17 protein-coding genes and 1 pseudogene are annotated in these 23,671 nt (G+C 72.8%); 17 read left to right on the top strand and 1 reads right to left on the bottom strand.

Going from position 1 to position 23,671, the window contains the following annotated elements:
- Positions 1 to 15 precede the first annotated feature (15 nt).
- From ACOQFB_RS18035 to ACOQFB_RS17955, 17 genes and pseudogenes are all read left to right on the top strand, one after another.
- On the top strand, positions 16 to 2,262 hold the full coding sequence (locus ACOQFB_RS18035) for a hybrid sensor histidine kinase/response regulator (RefSeq protein ID WP_421609004.1): 2,247 nt from the start codon (positions 16 to 18) through the stop codon (positions 2,260 to 2,262).
- Positions 2,259 to 3,284, top strand: coding sequence for a chemotaxis-specific protein-glutamate methyltransferase CheB (cheB, locus tag ACOQFB_RS18030; protein ID WP_421609003.1), 1,026 nt, complete (start codon positions 2,259 to 2,261; stop codon positions 3,282 to 3,284). The genes ACOQFB_RS18035 and cheB overlap by 4 nt, the downstream gene beginning before the upstream one ends.
- A complete protein-coding gene (locus ACOQFB_RS18025; RefSeq protein WP_059436684.1) occupies positions 3,281 to 4,783 on the top strand; it encodes a CheR family methyltransferase in 1,503 nt (500 codons plus the stop codon). Before cheB ends, ACOQFB_RS18025 begins: the two co-directional genes overlap by 4 nt.
- Positions 4,784 to 4,819: 36 nt before the next feature.
- Positions 4,820 to 5,203, top strand: coding sequence for a response regulator (locus ACOQFB_RS18020; RefSeq protein ID WP_059436685.1), 384 nt, complete (start codon positions 4,820 to 4,822; stop codon positions 5,201 to 5,203).
- A 93-nt stretch (positions 5,204 to 5,296) separates the two neighbouring features.
- Positions 5,297 to 6,604: a thymidine phosphorylase gene (locus ACOQFB_RS18015; RefSeq protein WP_059436689.1), complete on the top strand. Its 1,308-nt coding sequence runs from the start codon at positions 5,297 to 5,299 to the stop codon at positions 6,602 to 6,604.
- On the top strand, positions 6,601 to 7,449 hold the full coding sequence (locus tag ACOQFB_RS18010; protein WP_421609002.1) for a purine-nucleoside phosphorylase: 849 nt from the start codon (positions 6,601 to 6,603) through the stop codon (positions 7,447 to 7,449). Before ACOQFB_RS18015 ends, ACOQFB_RS18010 begins: the two co-directional genes overlap by 4 nt.
- Positions 7,450 to 7,495: 46 nt before the next feature.
- The gene (locus tag ACOQFB_RS18005) at positions 7,496 to 7,849 is read left to right on the top strand and encodes a PilZ domain-containing protein (protein ID WP_421609001.1); all 354 of its coding nucleotides are present in this window, start codon (positions 7,496 to 7,498) and stop codon (positions 7,847 to 7,849) included.
- Positions 7,850 to 7,853: 4 nt separating this feature from the next.
- Positions 7,854 to 8,258, top strand: a complete 405-nt coding sequence (locus tag ACOQFB_RS18000) for a cytidine deaminase (protein ID WP_421609000.1) — start codon at positions 7,854 to 7,856, stop codon at positions 8,256 to 8,258.
- 73 nt (positions 8,259 to 8,331) lie between these two features.
- A complete protein-coding gene (gene ribF / locus ACOQFB_RS17995; RefSeq protein WP_421608999.1) occupies positions 8,332 to 9,303 on the top strand; it encodes a riboflavin biosynthesis protein RibF in 972 nt (323 codons plus the stop codon).
- A gap of 175 nt (positions 9,304 to 9,478) precedes the next feature.
- Positions 9,479 to 11,185 carry a type IV-A pilus assembly ATPase PilB gene (pilB, locus tag ACOQFB_RS17990; protein WP_059436694.1) on the top strand — a complete coding sequence of 569 codons (1,707 nt, stop codon included), beginning with the start codon at positions 9,479 to 9,481 and terminating at the stop codon, positions 11,183 to 11,185.
- Positions 11,186 to 11,198: 13 nt separating this feature from the next.
- Positions 11,199 to 12,299 carry a type IV pilus twitching motility protein PilT gene (locus ACOQFB_RS17985; RefSeq protein ID WP_059436695.1) on the top strand — a complete coding sequence of 367 codons (1,101 nt, stop codon included), beginning with the start codon at positions 11,199 to 11,201 and terminating at the stop codon, positions 12,297 to 12,299.
- 67 nt (positions 12,300 to 12,366) lie between these two features.
- Positions 12,367 to 13,608 (top strand): annotated as a pseudogene (gene pilC / locus ACOQFB_RS17980) (type IV pilus assembly protein PilC); the annotation flags it as partial.
- Positions 13,600 to 15,255 carry an ATP-binding protein gene (locus ACOQFB_RS17975; protein ID WP_494492589.1) on the top strand — a complete coding sequence of 552 codons (1,656 nt, stop codon included), beginning with the start codon at positions 13,600 to 13,602 and terminating at the stop codon, positions 15,253 to 15,255. The pseudogene pilC and the gene ACOQFB_RS17975, both read left to right, overlap by 9 nt.
- Positions 15,256 to 15,263: 8 nt before the next feature.
- Complete coding sequence (locus ACOQFB_RS17970) at positions 15,264 to 16,634, top strand: sigma-54-dependent transcriptional regulator (protein WP_421608996.1); 1,371 nt, start codon at positions 15,264 to 15,266, stop codon at positions 16,632 to 16,634.
- Positions 16,635 to 16,803: 169 nt separating this feature from the next.
- Complete coding sequence (locus ACOQFB_RS17965; RefSeq protein WP_421608995.1) at positions 16,804 to 20,715, top strand: pilus assembly protein; 3,912 nt, start codon at positions 16,804 to 16,806, stop codon at positions 20,713 to 20,715.
- Positions 20,716 to 20,724: 9 nt separating this feature from the next.
- Positions 20,725 to 22,287, top strand: a complete 1,563-nt coding sequence (locus ACOQFB_RS17960; protein ID WP_494492304.1) for a prepilin-type N-terminal cleavage/methylation domain-containing protein — start codon at positions 20,725 to 20,727, stop codon at positions 22,285 to 22,287.
- Complete coding sequence (locus tag ACOQFB_RS17955) at positions 22,287 to 22,913, top strand: hypothetical protein (RefSeq protein WP_421608992.1); 627 nt, start codon at positions 22,287 to 22,289, stop codon at positions 22,911 to 22,913. The genes ACOQFB_RS17960 and ACOQFB_RS17955 overlap by 1 nt, the downstream gene beginning before the upstream one ends.
- Here ACOQFB_RS17955 and ACOQFB_RS17950 read toward each other — a convergent pair.
- Positions 22,910 to 23,659 carry a class I SAM-dependent methyltransferase gene (locus ACOQFB_RS17950; protein WP_421608991.1) on the bottom strand — a complete coding sequence of 250 codons (750 nt, stop codon included), beginning with the start codon at positions 23,657 to 23,659 and terminating at the stop codon, positions 22,910 to 22,912. The two genes, ACOQFB_RS17955 and ACOQFB_RS17950, sit on opposite strands and share 4 nt — an antisense overlap.
- Between the last annotated feature and the right edge of the window lie 12 nt (positions 23,660 to 23,671).

Genomic DNA, 23,671 nt, shown 5'->3' with positions numbered 1-23,671 from the left:
CCGACCGCCGCCGCCATGGGCATCTCCGAAGAGATCCGCCAGAAGCTGCTCCCGCGCTTCCGCGAGACCACCGCGGACCGCGTGGAGAAGATCTCGGCGGCGCTGCTCGAGATCGAGCGCGGCGCCGCGACGCCCGAGGTGCGCGAGGAGCTGGCCCGCGAGCTCCACACGCTGAAGGGCGAGGCCCGGATGATGGGCTTCGCCGGGATCTCCACCGTGGTGCACGCGGCGGAGGACCTCCTGAAGGCGCTCCCGGCGGAGCGCCCGGGCGACCGGATCGACGCGCTGCTCCGCGCGTGCGACACCATCCTGCCCATGCTCGACGCGCCCGCCGACGGCGGCGCGGCCGCGACCGCGCTGGCCGAGCGGATGCGCGCGCTCATCTCCGGCGGGCCCGCGCCGGAGCCCGCCGCGGCCGCCGCCGCACCCGCCGCGCCGGCTCCGGCCCCGGCGTCCGCGTCCGCGCCGCCGGCCGAGCCCGCCGAGCCCGCCCCGCCGCCGGCCGCCGCCTCCCACGTCGAGGAGGCGCCGCGCGCCGAGCTGCGCGGGGACAAGCCGGCCGCGTCCATCCGCGTGGACGTGGATCGCCTCGACGAGATCGCCGCCCTGGCCGGCGACGTGATGGTCGAGGGCGCGCGCGCGATGCGCCGCTCCAGGGACCTGGTCGGCCTGTTCGCCCGCTGGGCGCGCATCTCCGACCGCGTCGTCGCGCTCGCCGAGCGCGTGCGCGACCCGCGCACCGCGAAGCTCGTCGAGCAGATCGAGGGCGACGTCCACCTGCTCCGCTCCGACACCTTCCGCTTCGCGCGCGTCCACTCGGAGGCCGCCTCCAGCGCGCACGCGCAGCTGGGCCAGCTCTCCGAGCGCATCGGCGAGGCCCGCCTCATCCCCCTCTCCGGCGTGCTGGCCGGCTTCCCCCGGGCGGTGCGCGACATGGCGCACGAGCAGGCCAAGGAGGTCGAGTGCGTGGTGCGCGGCGCCGAGACCGGGGTGGACAAGTCCATCCTGCTCTCGCTGAACGACCCGCTCGTCCACCTGGTGCGCAACTCGGTGGACCACGGCGTCGAGGCGCCCGACGAGCGCGAGCGCGCCGGGAAGCCGCGGGTGGGGCGCATCACCATCTCGGCGCGGACCGACGGCGACCTGCTCGCGGTGACGGTGGACGACGACGGGCGCGGCATCACCCCGGCCACGGTGCGCGCCGCGGCGCTGCGCAAGGGGCTCATCGGCGAGCAGCAGGCGGCGAGCCTCTCCTCGCGCGCCGCCCTGGACCTCATCTTCACCCCCGGGTTCTCCACCCGCGAGCAGGCCGGCGAGACCAGCGGCCGCGGGGTGGGGCTCGACGTGGTCCGCAAGCGCGTGACCGCGCTGGGCGGGTCGGTGACGGTGGAGTCGAGCCCGGGCAAGGGCACGCGCTTCACGCTGCGCATGCCGCAGTCGCTGTCGCTCATGAAGGTCCTGCTGGTCCGCATCGACGACGACGTCTACGGCGTCCCGGCGGTGGACGTGGACAGCGTGGGCCGGCTCGACCCCAGGGACACCACCGAGGTGGCCGGCATCCGCGCGGTGCGCTACCGCAACCGGCTCATGCCGGTGGTGGCGCTCGGGCCGCTGCTCTCGCTGAACGGCGGCCCGCGCGCGCAGCGCCCCATGGTCGTGTACGTGAGCCACGGCTCCGAGGGCGCGGCGGTGGTGGTGGACGGCCTGCACGGCGAGCGCGAGGTGGCGGTGAAGGCCCCGGGCGCGTTCCTGAAGGGCATGCGCTTCGTCACCGGCGCCGCGGCGCTGGAGGACGGGCGCGTGGCGGTGCTGCTCTCCACCCCGGACCTGGTGAACGCCGCGCGCCGGCTCGCCTCGCCCGCCATGACCCGCGGGCGCGACCGCCGCCGGCTCCGGATCCTGCTGGTGGACGACAGCGCCATCGCGCGCGAGGCCGAGGCCGCGCTGCTCCGCTCGCTCGGCCACGAGGTGGACGAGGCGGTGGACGGCGAGGACGGCTGGGCGCGGCTGCAGAACGGCCAGTACCACCTGCTCGTCACCGACGTGCAGATGCCGGTGCTCGATGGCATCGACCTCACCCGCCGGGTGAAGGCGACGCCGCGCTTCGTGAAGCTGCCCATCGTGATCATGTCCTCGCTCTCCGCGCCCGAGGAGCGGCGGCGGGGCGTGGACGCCGGCGCCGACGCGTACCTGGTGAAGGGCGAGCTCGACGCGGAGAGCCTCGCGGTCACGCTCGAGCGGCTGTGCGGGGTCCCCACGTGAGCCTGGCCGCGGGGGACCGGCCCATCCGCGTGCTGGTCGCCGACGACTCGGAGCTGTTCCGCGAGCTGCTCGCGCGCGTCGTCGCGGCCGAGCCGGGCTTCGAGGTGGCGGCGGTCGCGGCCGACGGCGACGCGGCGGCGGCCATGACCCGCGCGCTGCGGCCCGACGTCGTCACCATGGACCTGCACATGCCCGACGCCGACGGCTACTCGGGCATCGCGCGGATCATGGCGGAGACGCCCACGCCCATCCTGGTGCTCACCGCGAACCCCACCGAGGCGGCGGGCTTCCGCGCCCTCTCGCTGGGCGCGCTCGACATCCTGGAGAAGCCGTCGGCGAGCGCCGACCTGGGCGAGTACGGGCGGCTCATCCGCTCGCGGCTGCGGCTGCTCGCCGGCGTGAAGGTGATCCGCCACCTGCGCGGCCTGCGGGAGCGCCGCGACGCCGCGCCGGCCCGCGCCGCCCGCGTCGAGGTGGTGGTGATCGGCGCCTCGCTCGGCGGCCCCCGCGCTCTGGCGGCGGTGCTCCGCGGCCTCCCGCCCGACTTCGCCGCGCCCATCGCGGTGGTCCAGCACATCGCCGACGGCTTCACCGCCGGCCTCGCCGGCTGGCTCGCGCAGGAGTCGCGCCTCGACGTGCGCGAGGCGCGCGACGGCGAGCCGCTGCGCGCCGGCCGGGTGATCATCGCGCCGACCGGGCGCCACCTGGTCCTGGGCGACGGGGTGGCGCGGCTCTCCGACGCCCCGCCGGTGGACACGTTCCGCCCCTCGGTGACGCCGCTGTTCACCTCCGCGGCGCGGCAGTACGGGCGCCGCTGCTGCGGCGTGCTGCTCACCGGCATGGGCCGGGACGGCGCCGAGGGGCTGCGCGTCATCAAGGACGCGGGCGGTCCCACGCTGGCGCAGGACGAGGCCACCAGCGCGGTGTTCGGGATGGCGCGCGCCGCGGTGGAGCTCGGGGCGGTGGACCGGGTGCTGCCGGTGGACGAGATCCCGCGCGCGCTCCGGGAGCTGGCGCGGTGAAGCCCGTCGCGTCCGAGCACCTGCTGGACCTGGCCGCGCTGCTCAAGGAGCGCGTCGGGCTCCACGTGCGCCGCGAGGGCCACTCCGCGCTGCGCATCGCCGTGGCGGCGCGCCTCGAGGCCCTCGCCGCGGTGGCCGACTCCGGCGCGTACCTCGCGCTGCTCCGCTCGGGCGCCGGCGACGAGGAGCTGCGGCGCCTGCTGCCGCTCGTCACGGTGGGCAAGACCAGCTTCTTCCGCGACGAGCGGCAGTTCCGGGCGCTCGACGCGATCCTGCCGGGCCTGCTCGAGCGCGCGCGCTCCGGCGGCCGGCGCGTGGCCATCTGGTCCGCCGGCTGCGCCACGGGCGAGGAGCCGTACTCGATCGCGATGGCCGCCTCCGAGGCCGGGGCCAGCCCGGACGACGTCGAGATCCTCGCCACCGACGTGAACCCCGAGGCGGTCGCGTTCGCGGCGCGCGGCGCCTACGAGCCCCGGCGCGTCCGCGAGATCCCCCCGCACTTCCTCGGCCGGCACTTCGACCGGGACGGCGACGCGTTCCACGTGCGCGCCGGCCTGCGCCGGTACCTGCGCGCCATCCGCCCGCACAACCTGGTGTCGTCCGCGTTCCCGCGCCCGGCCGAGGGCGGCTGGGACGTCGTGTTCTGCCGCAACGTCATCATCTATTTCGACACGCCCACCACGCAGGCGGTGCTGGCGCAGTTCCACGAGGCGCTGGCGCCGGGCGGCTACCTGTTCCTGGGTTACTCGGAGTCGCTGTTCCGCCTGTTCGACGGGTTCGAGCTGACCGAGGTGTCCGGCGCGTTCCTGTACCGCCGCCCCGAGGCGCCGACCCGCGCCGGCCCGTCCGCCCCGCTGCCGCCGCCGTCCCGCCCGCACCTGGTGCAGATGCCGGCGGCGCCGCCGCCGGTGCGCCACCTCGCGTTCGCGCCGCCGCCCGCCGCGCGGCCCTCGGCGCCCGCGCCCGATCCCGAGCCGCTGCCCCTCGCGCCGCAGGAGTACCTGGACGCCGCCGTGGCGCTGTTCGCGGACGGCCGGTTCGGCGCCGCGCGCGAGCTGCTGGAGCGGCTGCTGGAGAAGGGCGGCGACGACCTGGCCGCGCGCCTCACGCTCGCGAACCTGTACGGCGTGCTGCGCCAGCCGGACCGGGCCCGCGCCAGCTACGAGGCCGCGCTCGCGCTCGAGCCGCTCAGCGCCGAGGCGCACCTGTTCTACGGGATCCACCTGCTCTCGGGCGGCGACGCCGAGGGGGCCGCGCTGGAGCTCTCGCGCGCGCTGTTCCTCGACCCCGATCTCGCGCTCGGCCACTACTACCTGGGCCGCTGCCGCGAGGCGCAGCGGGACGTGGTGCGGGCCCGGCTGGCGTACCGCAACGCCCTGGAGGCCTACCGGCGCCGCCCCGACGGACGGGCGCAGGCGTTCCTGGGGTACTATCCGGACATCCCCGAGGACGGCAGCGCGTTCGCGCGCGCGGCCGAGTACGCGCTGGCCGCCCTGTAGCGGCGGACCGGAGCTCCCGGCGGGAGGCGAACCGACATGGCCGAGAAGAAGCGCATCCTCCTGCTCGACGACTCGGCGATCACGCTCGAGATGGAGAAGGCCGTGCTCGAGGACCGCGGCTACCGCGTCGCGACCGCCTCCAACCTGCTGGAGTTCCAGGCGCAGCTGGACGGGTTCCAGCCCGAGGTGATCCTCACCGACCTCATGATGCCGGACATCTCGGGCAAGGACATCGTGCGCGTGCTGAAGCAGGACTTCCACACCGAGAAGATCCCCATCATCCTGTTCAGCTCGAAGACCGACGAGGAGCTCGAGCCCATCGCCGAGCAGGCCGGCGCCGACGGCTTCCTCTCCAAGTCGCACGGCATCGAGCGGCTCGGGGACATGGTGGACGAGCTGGTCGAGTCGATCATCTGGTGAACGCCCGCCCGGGCCCCGCCGCCGCCGTCGCGCGGCGCCGCCCCGTGCGCTAGGCTCGGAGCACGCGCCGACGCCGGGCGCCGGGAGGGCCGCTTGCGCGCCTACGAGATCATCCACGCGAAGCGCGACGGCAGGCCCCTGCCCGCGGACGCCATCGCGGCGCTGGTGGACGGGTTCACCCGCGGCGAGGTGCCCGACTACCAGATGGCGGCGTTCTGCATGGCGGTGTTCTTCCGCGGCATGGACGACGGCGAGGTGCGCGCGCTCACCGAGGCGATGCTCCGCTCCGGCGACGTGCTCGACCTCTCCGACGTCCCGGGCGCCAAGGTGGACAAGCACTCCACCGGCGGCGTGGGCGACAAGGTCTCGCTCGCGCTGGCGCCGCTCGCGGCCGCCTGCGGCGTGAAGGTGCCGATGATCTCCGGGCGCGGCCTGGGCCACACCGGCGGCACGCTCGACAAGCTGGAGGCGATCCCCGGGTTCCGGGTGGACCTGCCGGTGGAGCGCTTCCGCGCGCTGGTGCGCGAGGTGGGCGCCTGCCTCGTCGGCCAGACCGCGCGCCTCGCGCCGGCGGACCGCAAGCTGTACGCGCTCCGCGACGTGACCGCCACGGTGGAGTCGATCCCGCTCATCGCCGCCTCGATCATGTCGAAGAAGCTGGCCGAGGGGATCGACGCGCTCGTGCTGGACGTGAAGGTCGGCTCGGGCGCGTTCATGAAGCGGCCGGAGGACGCGCGGGCGCTGGCGCGCACGCTCGCGGCCATCGGGCGCGGGATGGGCAAGCGCGTCACCGCGCTGCTCACCGCGATGGACCAGCCGCTCGGCCGCGCGGTGGGCAACGCGCTGGAGGTCGCGGAGGTGGTCGAGCTGCTGCGCGGCGGCGGGCCCGCGGACCTGCGGGCGGTCACGGTCGAGCTCACCGCGGAGATGCTGCTCGCCGGCGGCGTCGCGGCCGAGCTCGCCGCGGCGCGCGCGGCGGTGGAGCGCGCCATCGCCGACGGGAGCGGGCTCGCGAAGCTGGAGGAGATCGTCGCGGCGCAGGGCGGCGACGTCGCCGTCATCCGCGACCCCTCGCGGCTGCCGCGCGCCGCCGGCACCTACCCGGTCCCCGCGCCCGCCGCGGGCTTCGTGCAGGCGGTGGACACCGAGGCGGTGGGGCTCGCCGCCGTCGCGCTCGGCGCCGGGCGCGCCCGGGTGGAGGACCCGGTCGATCCGGCGGTGGGCATCCTCGTCGAGCGGAAGCTCGGCGACCGCGTCGAGCGAGGCGAGCCGCTCTGCGTCGTCCACCACGGCCCGCGGAGCGAGCCGCGCGAGCGCATCGCCGCCCGGCTCGCCGGCGCGTACCGGATCGGCCCGGCCGCACCCCCGGCCGCGCCCCTGTTCCTCGAGAGGATGGCATGACCCGCCGCGCCGATCTCTCCACCCGGCTCTCCTACGCGCTCGCCTGGGTGCGCGGCCAGGCCGAGGCCACCCCCGTCGCCGGCGTCATCCTGGGCTCGGGCCTGTCCGCGTTCGCCGAGCGCCTGCAGCACCCGGTGGTCATCCCGTACGAGCGCATCCCGGGCTTTCCGGTCTCCAAGGTGGTGGGCCACCCCGGGCGGCTGGTGCTCGGGGAGCTGGACGCGGAGGGCGGCCCGGTGCCCATCGCCGCCATGCAGGGGCGGGTGCACGCGTACGAGGGCTGGTCGCCGGAGGACGTCGCCTTCGGCGCCCGGGTGCTGTGCGGCCTCGGCATCCGCGCGCTGCTCGTCACCAACGCGGCCGGCGGGGTGAACCCCGCGCTCGGCCCGGGCGACCTGGTGCGCATCACGGATCACCTGAACCTCTCCGGCCAGAACCCGCTGGTCGGCGAGAACCTGGACCGGCTCGGGCCGCGGTTCCCGGACCTGTCCGAGGCGTACGACGAGCGGCTGGGCGCGCTGCTCGACGCGAGCGCGGCGGAGCTCGGGTTCCCGCTGGCCCGCGGGGTGTACGCCTGCATGCTCGGGCCCTCGTACGAGACGCCCGCCGAGGTGCGCATGCTCCGCGCGCTCGGCGCGGACCTGGTGGGCATGTCCACCGTCCCGGAGGTGATCGCCGCGCGCCACATGGGCGTGCCGGTGGCGGGGCTGTCGGTGGTGACGAACCACGCCGCCGGGCTGGTGCGAAAGCCGCTGACGCACGCGGAGGTGGCCGCGACCGCGGACCGCGTCAGGGACCGGCTGGGGGCGCTGGTGTCGGCGTTCCTCGCACGGGCCGGGCGTTGATGGCGCCGCCGGGCGCTGCTAGCCTCGCGATCCCGAGGTGAAGCGCATGCGTGAGCCGAACGCGGCAGGTGGACCGACGGTGACGCCGGAGGCGGATCGACGCGACAGCGGCCGGGTGCCGCTGGAGCTGCTGGTGCGCGACGCCGCGCTGGGCGGCTCCTTCGAGCCGCGCCGGGGCAACCTGGCGCTGGGCGGCGTGTACTTCGACGGCCTCCACCCGCCCGAGGGCAGCCGGTTCGAGCTGCGGTTCATCCTGCCCGGCCACGGCGACGAGATCCGCGCGGTGGCCGAGGTGCTGGGGGTCACGCGCGAGGACGGCCGCTTCGGCACGCACCTGCGCTTCGTGGAGATCCCGCTCGACGCGGAGCTCGCCATCGCGCGCTTCCTCCAGCAGGCCTGAGCGCGTGGCGCCCCGGTCCCGGCCCCACGACGAGCTCGTCCGCGCCGCGCGCGCCGCGCGCGCGCGGGCCTACGCCCCGTACTCGCGCTTCAAGGTGGGGGCGGCGGTGCGCGCCGGCGAGACCGTTCACGCAGGGTGCAACGTCGAGAACGCGAGCTACGGCCTGACCGTCTGCGCCGAGCGCGCCGCGGTCGCCGCCGCGGTGGCCGCCGGCGCCCGGCGGCTGGACGCGGTGGTGGTGGCGAGCGGCACGAGCCCCCCGACGCCGCCCTGCGGCGCCTGCCTCCAGACGCTCGCCGAGTTCGGCGGGCCGGACCTCCCGGTGGTGCTCGCCGGCGCGCGCGGCGCCCGCGTCGAGACCACCCTGGGCGCCCTGCTCCCCAGCGCCTTCGGGCGCCGGTTCCTGTAGCCCGGTGCCCGGCGCGCCGGCGCGGGCGAACGGCCGCACGCCCGCGCGATTGACGCCGCGGGGCCCCGGCCCTATGAACGGCGGCGTGCAGGTCTTCCGCTCCCCCGAGCAGGCGGCCGCCGCCGGCGTGCTCCGCGGCGGCGCGATCGCGATCGGGAACTTCGACGGCGTCCACCTCGGCCACCAGAAGCTCGCCGAGGTGGCGCGCGCCTGGGCCGCCTCGCGCGGCCGCAACGCCGGCGTGCTCACCTTCGAGCCGCACCCGGTCCGCGTGCTCCGGCCGCAGCTCGCCCCGCGCGTGATCACGCCGCTGCCGCGCAAGCTCGAGCTGCTCGCCGGCCTCGGGCTCGACGCCGCGGTGGTCCAGCCGTTCGACCTCGGCTACGCCGGCACGCCCGCGGCCGAGTTCGCGGCGCGCGACCTGGCCGGCCGGCTCGAGGTGGCCGACGTGGTGGTCGGCTGGGACTTCACCGCCGGCCGCGACCGCGCCCGCGTGGACGCGCTCCGTCCGCTGCTGGAGCGCCACGGCATCTCGCTCCACGTGGTGGACCCGGTCACGGTGGACGGCCTGGTGGTCTCGTCCACCAAGGTCCGCGAGTTCCTGCGCGAGGGGAACGTGGAGGCCGCCGCGCAGCTGCTGACGCGGCCCTACGATCTCGACGGCGAGGTGGCGCGCGGGGCCGGGCGCGGGCGCGGCTTCGGGTTCCCCACCGCGAACGTGGCGACCACGGGCCTGCTCCCCGCGAACGGCGTCTACGTGGTCCGCGCGGAGCTGGGCGGCGTGCGCCGCGAGACCGGCCTGTCCGGCGCCTCGGTCCACGGCGGCGTGTGCAACGTGGGCGTGAAACCCACCGTGGAGTCGGGGGCGTCACCGGTCGCCGAGGCGCACCTGTTCGACTTCGACGGCCGGGACCTCTACGGCACGCCCATCCGGCTCGCCTTCCTGGCCCGCCTGCGCGACGAGCAGCGCTTCCCGTCGGTGGAGGCGCTGCGCGCGCAGATCGCGCGCGACGTCGAGGCGGCGCGCCGCGTGCTCGCGGGCTGAGCCGCGCCCGGCAACGGGCGGCGCCGATGTAGGGACGGCGGCGCTTTCTCCTTGCAAATCGCGGGCTTCGACCTGGCCCGTTCCTTGACCCTCCCAGGAAGCGCCTGTTAAGGTCGCTGGGCTCCCCGCGCGGATCCCGCCGCGCTCCGGCGAAGGCAACGAGGACCAAGACGACATGTCCGGACGGCTCGGCGAACTGCTGGTGCGGGAGAACCTCATCTCCCTGCAGCAGCTGCAGAAGGCCCAGGACGAGCAGCGCAAGACCGGAGGGCGCATCGGCTCGCTGCTGGTGAAGCAGGGCGCGATCGCCGAGAGCGACCTCACCGGCTTCCTCTCGAAGCAGTACGGCGTCCCGGCGATCTCGCTGAAGGACTTCGACATCGACGACGAGGTGCTGAAGCTCGTCCCCAAGGCGACGGCGGAGAAGCACCAGGTCATCCCGGTGAACCGCGCCGGCTCCTCGCTCATCGTGGCGATGAGCGACCCGTCCAACATCTTCGCCATCGACGACGTCAAGTTCCTCACCGGCTACAACGTCGAGGTGGTGGTCGCCTCGGAGCAGGCCATCCGGGAGGCGATCGAGAAGTACTACGCGGAGAAGGGGCCCGACCTCGACGAGGTGATGCAGGGCTTCGACGACTCGGAGGTCGCGATCGTCGAGGCCGAGGGCGACGACATGAACGTCGTCGACCTCGAGAAGAGCGCGGAGGAGGCGCCGGTCGTCAAGCTGGTGAACCTCATCCTGCTCGACGCCATCAAGAAGGGCGCGTCGGACATCCACGTCGAGCCCTACGAGAAGGACTTCCGCGTCCGCTTCCGCATCGACGGCGTGCTGTACGAGGTGATGAAGCCGCCCATGAAGCTGCGGAACGCCATCATCTCGCGCCTCAAGATCATGTCGGAGCTCGACATCTCCGAGCGCCGGCTGCCGCAGGACGGGCGCATCAAGCTGAAGCTGGGCAAGGGCAAGGAGATGGACTTCCGCGTCTCCATCTGCCCGACGCTGTTCGGCGAGAAGGTGGTGATGCGCCTCCTCGACAAGTCGAACCTGCAGCTCGACATGACCAAGCTCGGGTTCGAGGAGCAGCAGCTCAAGGACTTCATGGAGGCGATCGACCGGCCCTACGGCATGGTGCTCGTCACCGGCCCGACCGGCTCCGGCAAGACGACCACGCTGTACTCGGCGCTCTCCAAGCTGAACGAGGTCGCCTGGAACATCTCCACCGCCGAGGACCCGGTGGAGTTCAACTTCTTCGGCATCAACCAGGTCCAGATGCACGAGGACATCGGCCTCAACTTCGCGGCCGCGCTGCGCAGCTTCCTGCGGCAGGACCCCGACATCATCATGGTCGGCGAGATCCGCGACTTCGAGACCGCCGAGATCGGCGTGAAGGCCGCGCTCACCGGACACCTCGTGCTCTCGACGCTGCATACCAACGACGCGCCCGGCACCGTCTCCCGCCTCCTCAACATGGGCATCGAGCCGTTCCTGGTGACCGCGTCGCTGAACGCGATCGTGGCGCAGCGGCTCTGCCGCCGCCTCTGCCCGGAGTGCCGCAAGCCGGTGGCGCCGGACGAGCAGGCGCTGCTCGACGCCGGGTTCCCCGCCGAGGAGATCGGCACGTTCCAGGTGTACGAGCCGGGCGGCTGCAAGGCCTGCAACGACCGCGGCTACAAGGGGCGCGTGGCGGTGTACGAGGTGATGCCGCTCTGGGACGGGCTGAAGGAGCTCGTCATCCAGGGCTGCTCCGCCGCCGAGCTGAAGCAGGAGGCGATCCGCCTCGGCTTCCGCACGCTGCGCATGAGCGCCCTCAACAAGGTGAAGTCCGGCATGACCAGCCTCGCCGAGGCGGTCGGCAACACCGCGCCGGACAAGTTCTAGGAGGCGGTCCCCCTTGGCGAACCTGCACCAGCTCCTGAAGGCGATGGTCGAGAAGGGGGCCTCCGACCTCCACGTCACCACCGGGTCCCCGCCCCAGCTCCGCATCGACGGCAAGCTGGTGCCGCTCAAGACGCCGCCGCTCTCGCCGGTGGAGACGAAGCAGCTCTGCTACTCGATCCTCACCGACGCGCAGAAGCACAAGTTCGAGGAGGAGAGCGAGCTCGACCTCTCCTTCGGCGTGAAGGGGCTCTCCCGGTTCCGCGCCAACGTCTTCATGCAGCGCGGCGCGGTGGCCGGCGCGTTCCGCACCATCCCCTTCAAGATCCTCACGTTCCAGGAGCTGGGCCTGCCGCCCATCGTGGCCGAGCTGGCCAAGAAGCCGCGCGGCCTGGTGCTCGTCACCGGCCCCACCGGCTCGGGCAAGTCCACCACGCTCGCGTCGATCATCGACAAGATCAACACCGACCGGCACGAGCACATCATCACGATCGAGGATCCGATCGAGTACCTGCACCCGCACAAGAACTGCGTGGTGAACCAGCGCGAGGTCGGGGCGGACACCGCCTCGTTCAAGAAGGCGCTCAAGTACATCCTCCGCCAGGATCCCGACGTCGTGCTGGTCGGCGAGATGCGCGACCTCGAGACCATCGAGGCGGCGCTGGTGATCTCCGAGACCGGCCACCTGGCCTTCGCGACGCTGCACACGAACAGCGCGGTCCAGACCATCAACCGCATCCTCGACGTCTTCCCGCCCTACCAGCAGCCGCAGGTCCGCGCGCAGCTCTCCTTCGTGCTGGAGGGCGTGCTCACCCAGAACCTGCTGCCCAAGGCCGGCGGCCCCGGCCGCGTGCTCATCATCGAGGTGATGGTCCCGAACCCCGCCATCCGGAACCTCATCCGCGAGGACAAGGTGCACCAGGTCTACTCGCAGATGCAGGTCGGCCAGGCCAAGTTCGGCATGCAGACCTTCAACCAGAGCCTCGCGATGGCGTTCGCGAAGCGCCTCATCACGTTGGAGGAGGCGCTCGGCCGCTCCTCCGACGCGGAGGAGCTGAAGAACATCATCGCGAGCGGCGCCGCGATGCGCGGCCCGCCGCAAGGTGCGGCGCGGTAGGAGCCCCGGATTCGACCCGATCCCACCCCCGCGCTAGGATGCGGGGGCCGTCGCTCGTGAGGAGACCATGGCCCAGGCCGCAGCCGCGAACGTGAAGACCCGGGCAGCCACGCCGGCCAAGGTGTGGAAGTGGTCCGGCAAGACCCGGCAGGGCGAGGTGCGCTCCGGCGAGATGGAGGCGCAGGACGCCGCCGCCGTGCAGGCGCGCCTCCGGCAGATGGGCATCGAGCCGGAGAAGGTGCGAAGGAAGCCGAAGGAGCTCCGGCTCAAGCTCCCCGGGTTCCGCGGCGTCGGCAGCAAGGACCTGCTGGTCTTCACCCGCCAGTTCTCGGTGATGATCGACGCCGGCCTGCCGCTGGTGCAGGCGCTCGACATCATCGCCACGCAGGCGGACAACGCCGAGTTCCGGAGGGTCCTCTCGACGGTCAAGGTCAAGGTCGAGTCCGGCTCGACCTTCGCCGACGCGCTCGGCGAGCACCCGAAGGTCTTCGACGAGCTGTTCGTCCAGCTCGTGCGCGCCGGCGAGATCGGCGGCATCCTCGACACCATCCTCCAGCGCCTCGGCGCGTACATCGAGAAGAACGAGAAGCTGAAGCGGCGCGTGAAGGGCGCGATGGTCTACCCGACCATCGTGCTCCTCGTCGCCGTGGGCGTCGTGATCGTCCTCATCGCCTTCGTCGTCCCGACGTTCGAGAAGATGTTCAAGGACTTCGGCGGCGCCATGCCCGCGCCCACGCAGTTCCTGATCGACCTCTCCTACGGCTTCCGCAGGAGCTGGTACCTGTTCCTCGGCATCCCCCTCGCCGCGTTCATCGCGTTCAAGGTGGCGGTGCGCAAGGGGCGCGGGCAGGAGGTCTGGCACGACACCGTGCTGAAGCTGCCGGTGTTCGGTCCGCTCATCCGCAAGATCGCGGTGGCGCGCTTCACCCGGACGCTCGGCACCATGCTCTCGTCGGGCGTGCCCATCCTCGACGCGCTCGAGATCGTGGCGAAGTCCGCCGGCAACCGGACCATCGAGAAGGGCATCCTGTACGTCCGCGCCAAGATCTCGGAGGGCAAGAACATCGCCGGGCCGCTCGCCGAGACCAAGGTGTTCCCGGCGATGGTGGTGCAGATGATCGGCGTGGGCGAGGCCACGGGCGCGATGGACGCCATGCTCAACAAGATCGCCGACTTCTACGACGACGAGGTGGACGTCGGCGTCGCGGCGCTGACCTCGATGATCGAGCCGCTGCTCATGGTGTTCCTGGGCAGCACCGTCGGCTACTTCATGATCGCGATGTACCTGCCCATCTTCACGATGGCGGGACCATCAAGTAGCGGCATGGCCCCGGTCGGCCAGGCCGGGACGGCCGGCGGGGGGTCGGCCGCGAGCGAGGGCGCGTCCAGCCTCCACCGGAAGCTGGTCTGGCTCACGTTCTTCCGGGTCGTGTGGGTCACGGTCCTGCTGGGCGGGACCGCCGCGGTGGGGCTGCGCTCCGGGGCGGACCTCCAGGCCACCGCGCCGCTCTACCCGCTCGTCATCGGCACCTACGTCGCGTCGGTGGTCTTCTCGCTCGCGCTGCGCCGCGGGCGCGGCCTGGTGCCGCTCGCCTACGCGCAGATCGCGATCGACGTGGCCATGGCCGGCGCGGTGGTGGCCATCACCGGGTTCGCGGAGAGCGTGTTCGTCTTCATGTACTCCCTCGCCATCGTGAACGGCGCCATCGTGCTGTTCCGGCGCGGCGCGCTCACCGCGCTCGGCCTGGCGCTCGCCACGCACGTGGCGCTGGTCGCGGCCGCGTCGCCGTCGTGGGCGGCCTGGCCGGTCACGCGGGTGTTCATCCAGCTCGCGGCCTTCGCCGTCACCGCGGCGCTCGCCTCGTACCTGGCCGAGCTGCTGCGCCGCACCGGCGAGGAGCTGGCGGAGCGGGAGACCGACCTCGCCGCCATCACCGCGCTGCACGAGTCCATCGTGCAGTCCATGACGAGCGGCATGCTCACGCTCGACTCGCGCGGGCGGGTCACCTTCCTGAACCGCGCCGGCGAGCAGCTGACGGGGCTCTCCGCCGGGGCGCTCGTGGGCGAGCCCGCCGGCCCGTGGGCGGCCGGGTTCCGCACCGACGTCTCCCGCGGCGAGGCCGAGTTCACCACCCCGGCCGGCGCCCGCCTGCTGCTGGGCTACTCCAGCTTCCACCTGCGCGGGCGCGACGGCGGGCCGCTCGGCACCGCCATCATCTTCCAGGATCTCACGCCGCTCCGGGCCATGGAGGAGCGGGTGGCGCGCAGCGAGCGCCTCGCCGATCTCGGCCGCGTCGCCGCGGGGCTCGCGCACGAGCTCCGCAACCCGCTCGCCTCGATGATGGGGTCGCTCGAGCTGCTCCGCGGCGTGGAGGCGCTGCGGGGCGAGGACCGCCGGCTCATCGACATCGCGCTGCGCGAGGGCGGGCGTCTGGGCGAGCTCGTCACCGAGTTCCTGGCGTTCGCGCGGCCCGCGCCGCCCCGCCAGGCGACGTGCGACCTCGCCCCGCTCGTCGCCGAGACGCTGGACGTGTTCGCGAACGATCCCGCGGCGGCCGCCGTCACGGTCGAGCGATCGCTCGCCCCCGCGCCGGCCAGCTGCGACCCCGCCCAGGTCCGGCAGGTGCTCTGGAACCTGCTCCTCAACGCGGCGCACGCGGCGTCCGAGCCGGCCGGCCGGTGCGGCAGGCTCCGGGTGGCGAGCGGCTGCGACGCGTCCGGAGCCTTCGTGGCGGTCGAGGACGACGGCCCTGGGATCGACCAGACCGACAGGGAGCGCATCTTCCTGCCGTTCTTCACCACCAAGGAGCACGGGACCGGGCTCGGGCTCCCCACGGTCCAGCGGATCGTGGACGCGCACGGCGGGACGGTGACGCTCGAGACGCCGGCGTCCGGCGGCACGCGGTTCCTGGTCCACCTGCCGGTGGTCCGCGCGGACGCCGCCGAGGCGAGGTAGGATCCGGCATGGCCTCGATCCTCGTCGCCGACGACGAGCAGTCCATGCGCGAGCTGCTCGAGATCCTCCTCCGCAAGGAGGGGCACGAGGTCGCGACCGTGGCCGACGCGGGCGCCGCCATCTCGCGCGCCGCCCAGGGCGATCTCGACCTGGTGATCACCGATCTGCGGCTGGGCCGCGACTCCGGCCTCGACGTGCTCCGGGCCGTGAAGGAGCACGCGCCGGCGAGCGAGGTGGTGATGGTCACCGCCTTCGCGACCACCGAGAACGCCATCCAGGCGATGAAGCTCGGCGCCTACGACTACGTGCTGAAGCCGTTCAAGGTGGACGAGCTGAAGCTGGTGGTCGCGAAGGCCCTGGAGCACCGCGCGCTGGTGGCGGAGAACCGCGTGCTCCGGCGGAGCATGGGCGCGCCGCGCGAGCACGAGCTCATCGGGCGCTCTCCGGCGATGCAGGAGCTGCGCGAGCTGATCGAGAAGGTCGCGCCGGGGCGCAGCACGATCCTGATCAGCGGCGAGAGCGGCACGGGCAAGGAGGTGGTGGCGCGCGCCATCCACCTGCGCGGCGGGCGCCACGACCAGCCGTTCGTGGCCATCAACTGCGGCGCCATCCCCGAGGGCCTGATCGAGAGCGAGCTGTTCGGGCACGAGAAGGGCAGCTTCACCGGCGCCAGCGAGGCCAGGCAGGGCCTGTTCGAGGTGGCCGCCTCCGGGACGCTGTTCCTGGACGAGGTGGGCGAGCTCCCGCCCGCGGCGCAGGTGCGCCTGCTCCGCGCGCTCCAGGAGCGGCGCATCCGGCGGGTGGGGGGAACGCGGGACCTCCCGGTGGCCGCGCGCATCGTGGCCGCCACCAACCGGGAGCTGGCCGACGAGGTCGAGGCCGGCCGCTTCCGCGAGGATCTGTTCTACCGGCTCAACGTGATCCAGCTCCGCGTCCCGCCGCTGCGCGAACGGCGCGCCGACGTGCCGCTGTTCCTGGAGCACTACCTCGCGCGCTTCGCCGCCGAGCTGGGCCGTCCCGTGCCGAGCATCTCCCCCGAGGCGGAGCGCATCCTGCTCGCGCACGACTGGCCCGGCAACGTGCGCGAGCTCGCGAACGTCCTGGAGCGCGCGGTGACGCTCTCCGGCGGCCCGATCATCGAGGCAGCCGCGCTGCCGCCGAAGATGCGCGGCAGCGCGCCCGCCGCCGCCGGCGCGACGGTGCTCCCCGAGACCGGGCTGGACCTGCAGGCGCACCTCGACGCGATCGAGCGCGCCATCCTGGAGCAGGCGCTGGCGCGCACCGGCGGGGTGAAGAGCGAGGCCGCCCGGCTGCTGTCGCTCACGTTCCGGTCGCTGCGGTACCGGCTCGCGAAGTACGGCATCTCCGGCGACCGCTGAGCCCGCCCCCACCGCCGCCTACATGCAGCGGCTTGCACATGCGCGGCGCTTTGCGGGCCGCGGCCGCCGGCGCGCCTCCCTCGGCCGAGGGATCTCGGGTGGTTGCGAGGACCTGGCCAGGGATCCGTTCTTGCTTCCGGATCCGGCGAACCGCGGACGGAGACGGCCCATGCGATCCACCCAGCCCCACACCCCTGCGCGCCGCCGCGCCACCGGCGCCCTCCTCACCGCGCTCGCGCTCGGCGCGCTCGCGCTGCCGGGCGCCGCGCGGGCGGCCAACAAGACCTTCAGCTCGGGCTCGATCATCATCCCCACGCAGCTCGAGTACCAGACCGACGACGGCGTCATCGCCTCGTACGGCCTGGTGTACGCGGTGCTGCTCCGGAACCTCGAGGCCTCGCTGCCGACCGGCTGCACGAAGCCCGTGACGTTCTACTGGGCGATCGCGCCGAACAAGCTCTCGCAGTACCGGTGCAACACCAACACCAACGCCCTGCCGCGGTACGACGCGTACAACGACAACGACGGCTGCGACTTCGACGTGCAGAGCGCGGACGGCGTGCCGGTGGCCGCGCTCACCGCGAGCGGCGGCGAGCAGGCGCCGTTCTCCGCCTGGGAGACGGCCTACACCGTCGCGAGCGGCCCGGCGCGCGGCGCGACCGTCAACCTGGGGGACAAGAACGCCTCCCCGAAGAAGACGGTGATGAAGTACCTGGGCGCGCCCTTCATCGTGGACGCGACGGATCGCCAGTGCTTCTTGACGATGCTCGACACGTACCCGGAGCTGGCGCAGTACCACAAGGACGGCACCGGCTCGGCGCACTACGTCCGGATCCACAGCGCGCGCGCGTCCTTCAGCGCGCCGGTGGCCCGCCAGCTCAACCAGAAGCCGCCGCTCATCGCGGTGACCGGCGGGAAGGCGGCGTTCATCATCAACGTCCTCGAGAACGCCGGCCTGGACGCGATCACGAGCTGGAACCAGGGTGTGGTCATCGACCAGAAGACCGAGGCCGAGCTCCTCGACATCACGGTCGATAACCCCCAGGGGCTGATCAACAACCTCGACAAGAAGTACGGGCTGTTCTGGGGCGCCGACGCCATGGCGGCGCTCACCCTCGCGCAGCGCGGCAACCTGAACACGTTCCTGAACCGCGGGAAGGGCGCGTACGTCGAGGCGGCGTCCATCGACCAGCTGGAGAACCGCCCCGACCCCGCGGACCTCGTCACCACGCGCCCGCTCGTCACGACCACCGGCATCGTGGACTACACGCCGAACGTCGCCTACCACGAGGACTGCAACGACCGGAAGCCGGGGGTGACGCTCTACCGCAGCAGCGGGAGCGGGACCTGCTTCCGCTACGGCGGCCTCTCGCAGCCCTGGACCCAGACCGGCAACTTCCCGTTCCAGGGCGGTCAGAGCGACTACAAGGGCTTCACGCCGGTCGACGCGTTCGGCGCCGGAACCATGGTCGGCCTGCAGTTCCAGGACGCGACCACGGTCACGCTGTCGGCCGCCCGCTACTACAACAACGACCTCGGCAAGGGGCTCGTCATCTACCTGGCCGGCATGCGGTTCGACAACGCCCGGTACTGGGGCCAGCGCATGATCCTGAACAGCGTGCTCGCGAACGTGCCGCTGCTCCTCGGCGTCGAGCTGGCGCGATCCGAGCCGGTCGGGTACGAGGACAAGAGCTCGGGCACCCCCGTGGACAAGGTGTACCAGGGCACCTACGTGCAGTACCCGGATCCGCCCGAGGACACCTACCGCAACTACAGCACCACGTTCCCGCACCGCTGGCGGTTCCCGTACACGCGCGGCCACCTGTACGAGTACGAGCTCGGGAACATCCCCACCGGCTCGACCGCGTTCAAGTGCTCCGCGACCTCGCCGGCCGGCACCTGTCCCACCGTGAACTGGGACGCGGCGCTGCGCATGCCGGCGCCCGGCGCGCGGAAGATCTTCACGGTGCTGGGCGGCTCCGCCGGCATCGGGTGGAGCCAGCAGATCGAGGTGGACTACCTGCAGACCCGCAGCGGCTGCCTGGATCAGGACGCAGACGGGAAGTGCGATCTGTCCGCGGCGCTCGCGCAGTGCAACACCGCCGGCGTGATCACCGAGACGCTGGAGCGGTACGACGCGGCCAGCTCGGTCCAGCGGAACCAGCTCGGGATGTTCGTCCAGCAGGTCCGCGGGTTCTGCTCGTCGCACGACTCGAGCGGCAACCCGCGCATGACCCCGAGCCTGTCGCAGTGCGACGACCCCGACGCGCAGCCGAACGTCGCGATCCTCGGCGGCATCGACCACGGCAGCCCGGCCATCGTCGGGCCCTCGAACTACGTCACCGACACCGCCTGGGCGACGCGGCCGGTGGTGGCGTACGCCGGTGGTCGCGACGGCATGCTCCACGCGTTCTACGTCTCGGGTGGCGGCAACTGGCGCGACCCGGCCGGCGACGGGCTCCCCGCCGGCGTGCGCCGCGGGCAGGAGCTCTGGGCGTTCCTGCCGCCCGGCCAGCTCTGCAACCTCGCGACCAACAACGCGATGGTGGACGCGTCGGTGAACGTCATCGACGTGTTCGCGAGCTTCCCGCACGACGCGAACGGGAACGGCGTCATCGACTGGACCAGCCCCGACGAGCGGCCGGGCTGGAAGCGCGAGTGGCGCACCGTGCTGCTCGCCGCCGCGGGCCTAGGCGGGTCCGAGATGTTCGCGATGGACGTGACGAACCCCCTGAAGCCGGTGCTGCTCTGGCACGTCCGCGGGGATCACGAGGACGACGGCCGCTTCGACCTGGGCGCCGACGGGACCTGGGACACGTTCGATCCGACCGATCCGGAGACGTACGCCATCAAGTGGTTCGACTGGGACGACGGGGTCGCGTCCACCGCCCACATCCCGACCGACTACAACACGGTCGATCCGGACGTGCTCGCCGCCATCAAGTTCGGCAAGTACGACTACCGAAACCTCGGCTACACCTACGGCACCGCCATCGGCAAGGTCGCCGTCGGCACCGCCTCGCAGTACGTGGCCTACGTCGCCACCAGCATGGTGGACTTCACCAGCAGCAGCCCGCTCGGCTTCCGCGGCGTCGAGGTGTTCGCCATCGATCTCGTCTCCGGCAAGAAGGTGTGGCAGTGGGAGCGCAAGTACACGCGCGCGAACGGCGCCGGGACGGTGATCGCCGACAACACCATCCCCGGCCGTGTGGCGCTGGTGGACCTCGACTCCGACGGTTCGGTGGACAACGTCTACGTGGGTGATCTCGAGGGCCGGATGTGGGAGCTCTCGGCGCGCGACGGCCGCAACGTCAACTACTACAAGGACACGGCGACGCCGCCCGTCTGGCACTCCTTCCCGCTGTTCGGGACGCCGGACATGGTGGCGACGTCCGCCACCACCGAGATCAAGGACCTGTTCCGGGTGAACGGCGGCGCCACCATGGCGCAGCAGCCGCTCACCAGCCCCATCGGCCAGGGCCGGTTCACGAAGGTGCTCACCGCGCTCGAGCCGTACCTCCTCGGCCGGCTCGCGGTGGTGCAGGGCGCCATGGGCGTGGACTGGTCCATCGCGCCGTTCGAGAACGGGGCGGTGTACGTGGTCCCGGTCTCGCCGGACTGGAACACCAGGGTCGCGGTCCCCGTGAACGTCAACGCCACCCGTGACCCGCGCGTCTACGGCATGCTGAAGCAGGACGCCGCCTGGAAGATCGACCTGCTCACCGGCGAGCGGGTGTTCGGTATGCCGCGCGTGGTGAACAACGAGGTCATCTTCAACACCGCGTTCGGCTCGTTCTCGGGCGACATCACCGAATCCATCACAGAGGCCGGCAACCTCTACATGGTGGGCACCAGCACCGCCGGCGAGCTGGCGAAGACGGTCACCGCCAACCAGAGCAAGTCGTTCGGCGGCGTGCTGGTGTTCGGGAACAGCCTGGTGGTGACCACCGACACCGCCATCACCAAGAAGGCGCTCCCCGAGGCGCTGCGCACGGACGGTGGCCCGGCCACCCGCCCGTTCAACCGCGCCACCCCGGCCATGTACAAGACGTGGGAACCGGCCCGGGCCGGTGGGGAGTAGGAGAGGGCCATGCGCGGACAGCGAGGCGTGACGCTGATCGAGCTCATGATCGCCGGGGTCATCATCCTGGTGGCGCTGCTCGGCTTCGTCGGCAGCATGAACGAGGCGGCGCGCGCGACGGCCATCGGGCACCGGCGCACCGTGGCCGCGCACATGCGGAGCGCGCTGCTGGAGCGGATGGCGGTGACCCCGCGCGACCGCATCCAGGCCATGGTTGCGAACACGTGGACGGTCGACGCCTGCTACGACATGGAGGCGCGCGTGGTCGCGACCAACGGGACGCAGTCGTCGACGTTCACCTGTCCGCAGGCGGCCCTCTACCGGAGCTGGCTGCGCGTGGAGCCGTCCACCGCCGGCGCCGCCGCCACGCGGACGTTCATGGTCCGCACCTACGGAGCGGCTCGAGAGCCCGTGCGACCCCGCGCAACGCTACTCCACCACCTCCTGCGTGGCGGCGGACCTGCTGCTCACCGACTGAGGCCGACCATGCACGCTTCCTCACGTCGCGGCTTCACGCTGCTCGAGCTGATGGTCGCCATGGGCATCACCGCGATCCTCGTCACGATGGCGGTGCAGGGCGCCATCATGGTGGACCGCGGGCGGCGCCCCCGCGAGCTCCTCGCCCAGATCCAGGGTGAGGGCCGCCAGGGACTCGGCTACCTCGAGGCGGACCTGCGCGCCGGGTCGCTGGGCGCCGGGACCGGGATCATCCGGACGGCGATCGGCGGGAACCCGGCCTCCCGGCCGGCCGTTCAGATCTTCGAGAACGTCGGCGGGGGCGGGTTCCTGGACGTGAAGCCCGGCACCGACGCGGTGCTGGTCGTGCGGAGCGCGCCCTCCGACGGCGTCCGTCCGGCGCTGGTCGGGGACGTGACCACCACGACCGGGGCACTCATCGTCACCGACGTCGGTCCGTTCACCGCCGGCGCGCCGGTGCTGGCGGGCGAGTACGAGGACGCGGTCTGGATCCCGATCTCGACCATCGACGTGGACACGAAGACGCTGACCTCCTCGCTCGGCGCCGACGTGTTTCCCGGCAAGAACGCGCACAAGATCAACGCCGGTGCGCTGGTGCGGCCCGCGCGCGCGCGCCTGTACTACGTGGACGCGCAGGACCGCCTGGTGCGCGCCGACCTGGCGGTCCCCCGGCCGCCCGAGACCGCAGCGGACGTGACCGAGCGCGTGGACATCGCGCGGAACGTCGAGAACCTGCAGGTGGACTGCAGCGTCGAGCAGGGGCTGGCGCTGACCGCCTGCCCCGCGGCGATCGTCGGGCAGGACGTCACCACCGAGGCAGTGCCCGCGCTGGGCGAGTTCCCGGCGGGCGGTGGCGCCCGGCTCCAGGCGGCCAGCGGGAACAACGACGTGGCGGCGCTGCGCACCGTGAGCCTGAGCGTGGTGGTGCGGAGCCGCGAGCTGCTCGGCGATCCCGGGCCGACCGACCCGCGCATCCAGATCCAGGGCGTCACGCTGGCGCCCAGCGGCACCGGCGTGAACCCGAACGGCCTCTACATGCGCCGCAGCTACCAGCTCGGCGTGGCGGTGCGGAACACCAGCCTCGGGAGCCTGTGATGAGCCATCCCCTCCGGAGCCGGCCCTCGGAGCGCGGCGCTGCGCTGGTGCTCGCGCTGTTCCTGGTGGCGCTGCTCCTGGTGCTCGGCGTCGCCATGATCCGCATCGCGGGCACCGACCGCGTGGACGCGGCGAAGATGGGCGTGCGCGAGCGCGCGCAGATCTGCGCCGAGGCCGGCCTCCAGTACGGCCGCCGGTTCTTCGGCCAGAGCTACGAGACCACGCACAACTGGAACGACTACCTGGACGGCACGCTCGCCGGCTACCGGTACGATCCGGACGCCGTGCTCGCGGATCTCCCGGGTCAGGTGCTCGGCAAGAGCAACGGCACCAGCTTCGACGCCGGCGCCGATCTGGACGGCGACGGGCGCCCTGATTTCTGGGTGAGCGTCCGCGACAACGACGACGAGCGGCCGCTCGGCGCCATCACCGACCTTCCCACGCGCGACAACGACGAGAGCGTGATCCTCCGCTCCGAGTGCATCAACCCTGCGTGGCGCATCGTGGAGGGCGGGCAGGAGCGGCGCGCCGTCATCGAGGCGGTCTTCACGCACATCCAGGGCTCGTCCGGCTACGGCAACGCGCAGATCACCAGCAACTCGCCGGACATCGTGGGGGGGAACTAGGACCCGCGCGCCCCCGCCGCTGCCGTTCCGACCACGAGCAGCGAGCTGCCGAACGGCAGCGCAACCGGTCGGGCGAGGCGCTGCTCCGCCCGAGACGCGAGAAGCAGGAGCCGGTTCAGCCACGCGGGCGGTACCCGCGGGATCGCGGGCTCCGCGTTGCCCGGGGTGAGCCGCTCGGTCGCCCGGGCGACCAGCTTCGCCCAGAACAGCCAGTGGTAGAAGTAGCGCTCCTCGAGGACCCGGAGCCCGGCCTCCTGCGCCAGGCGGCGGAACGATCGCCTCGTGAACCGGGTGCGGTGCTGGTTCAAGTCGTCGTGGCGGGTCCAGAGGACGCGGAACGCAGGGACGGTGGCGATGACGAGGCCGCCGGTCTCCAGCAGCCCGATCGCGTGATTCAGCGCGCCGGCGGGATCGTCCATGTGCTCGAGGACGTCGAGCATGAGGACGAGGCCGTACCTACGGGGGGGAGCGAAACCGCGGTCGAACTGACGGACGTGGATCCGGCGCCGGTGAGGCCCTCGCGGATCGACGAGGTCCTCGGCAGGCTCGACGCCCTCGACGTCTCCGAGGCCTGCGAGCGCGTCGAACAACAGGCCGTTCCCGCAGCCGACGTCGAGGATGGCCCGCGACCCTGGGGCTGCGGGTAGCAGGCGCCGGGCCGTCTCCAGGACGAGCGCCTCGCGCGCTCTCCACCACCAGTGCTCGCGGTAGAGCGACTCGTAGACGTCGCGATAGGTGCGTTCCAACGTGGGCCTCGG

Origin of the sequence: Anaeromyxobacter sp. Red801, from assembly GCF_049201065.2 — a bacterium.
Lineage (GTDB): Bacteria > Myxococcota > Myxococcia > Myxococcales > Anaeromyxobacteraceae > Anaeromyxobacter.
This window is presented reverse-complemented; position numbering and strand designations above follow the sequence as displayed.

Excerpts from the sequence above, each read along its gene's own strand:
- ACOQFB_RS18020 (WP_059436685.1), top strand. The coding sequence starts at position 4,820 with ATGGCCGAGAAGAAGCGCATCCTCCTGCTCGACGACTCGGCGATCACG.
- pilB (WP_059436694.1), top strand. The coding sequence starts at position 9,479 with ATGTCCGGACGGCTCGGCGAACTGCTGGTGCGGGAGAACCTCATCTCC.
- ACOQFB_RS18010 (WP_421609002.1), top strand. The coding sequence starts at position 6,601 with ATGACCCGCCGCGCCGATCTCTCCACCCGGCTCTCCTACGCGCTCGCC.
- ACOQFB_RS18005 (WP_421609001.1), top strand. The coding sequence starts at position 7,496 with ATGCGTGAGCCGAACGCGGCAGGTGGACCGACGGTGACGCCGGAGGCG.
- ACOQFB_RS17960 (WP_494492304.1), top strand. The coding sequence starts at position 20,725 with ATGCGCGGACAGCGAGGCGTGACGCTGATCGAGCTCATGATCGCCGGG.
- ACOQFB_RS18035 (WP_421609004.1), top strand. The coding sequence starts at position 16 with ATGGGCATCTCCGAAGAGATCCGCCAGAAGCTGCTCCCGCGCTTCCGC.
- ribF (WP_421608999.1), top strand. The coding sequence starts at position 8,332 with ATGAACGGCGGCGTGCAGGTCTTCCGCTCCCCCGAGCAGGCGGCCGCC.
- ACOQFB_RS17975 (WP_494492589.1), top strand. The coding sequence starts at position 13,600 with ATGGCGGGACCATCAAGTAGCGGCATGGCCCCGGTCGGCCAGGCCGGG.
- ACOQFB_RS17955 (WP_421608992.1), top strand. The coding sequence starts at position 22,287 with ATGAGCCATCCCCTCCGGAGCCGGCCCTCGGAGCGCGGCGCTGCGCTG.
- ACOQFB_RS17965 (WP_421608995.1), top strand. The coding sequence starts at position 16,804 with ATGCGATCCACCCAGCCCCACACCCCTGCGCGCCGCCGCGCCACCGGC.
- ACOQFB_RS17970 (WP_421608996.1), top strand. The coding sequence starts at position 15,264 with ATGGCCTCGATCCTCGTCGCCGACGACGAGCAGTCCATGCGCGAGCTG.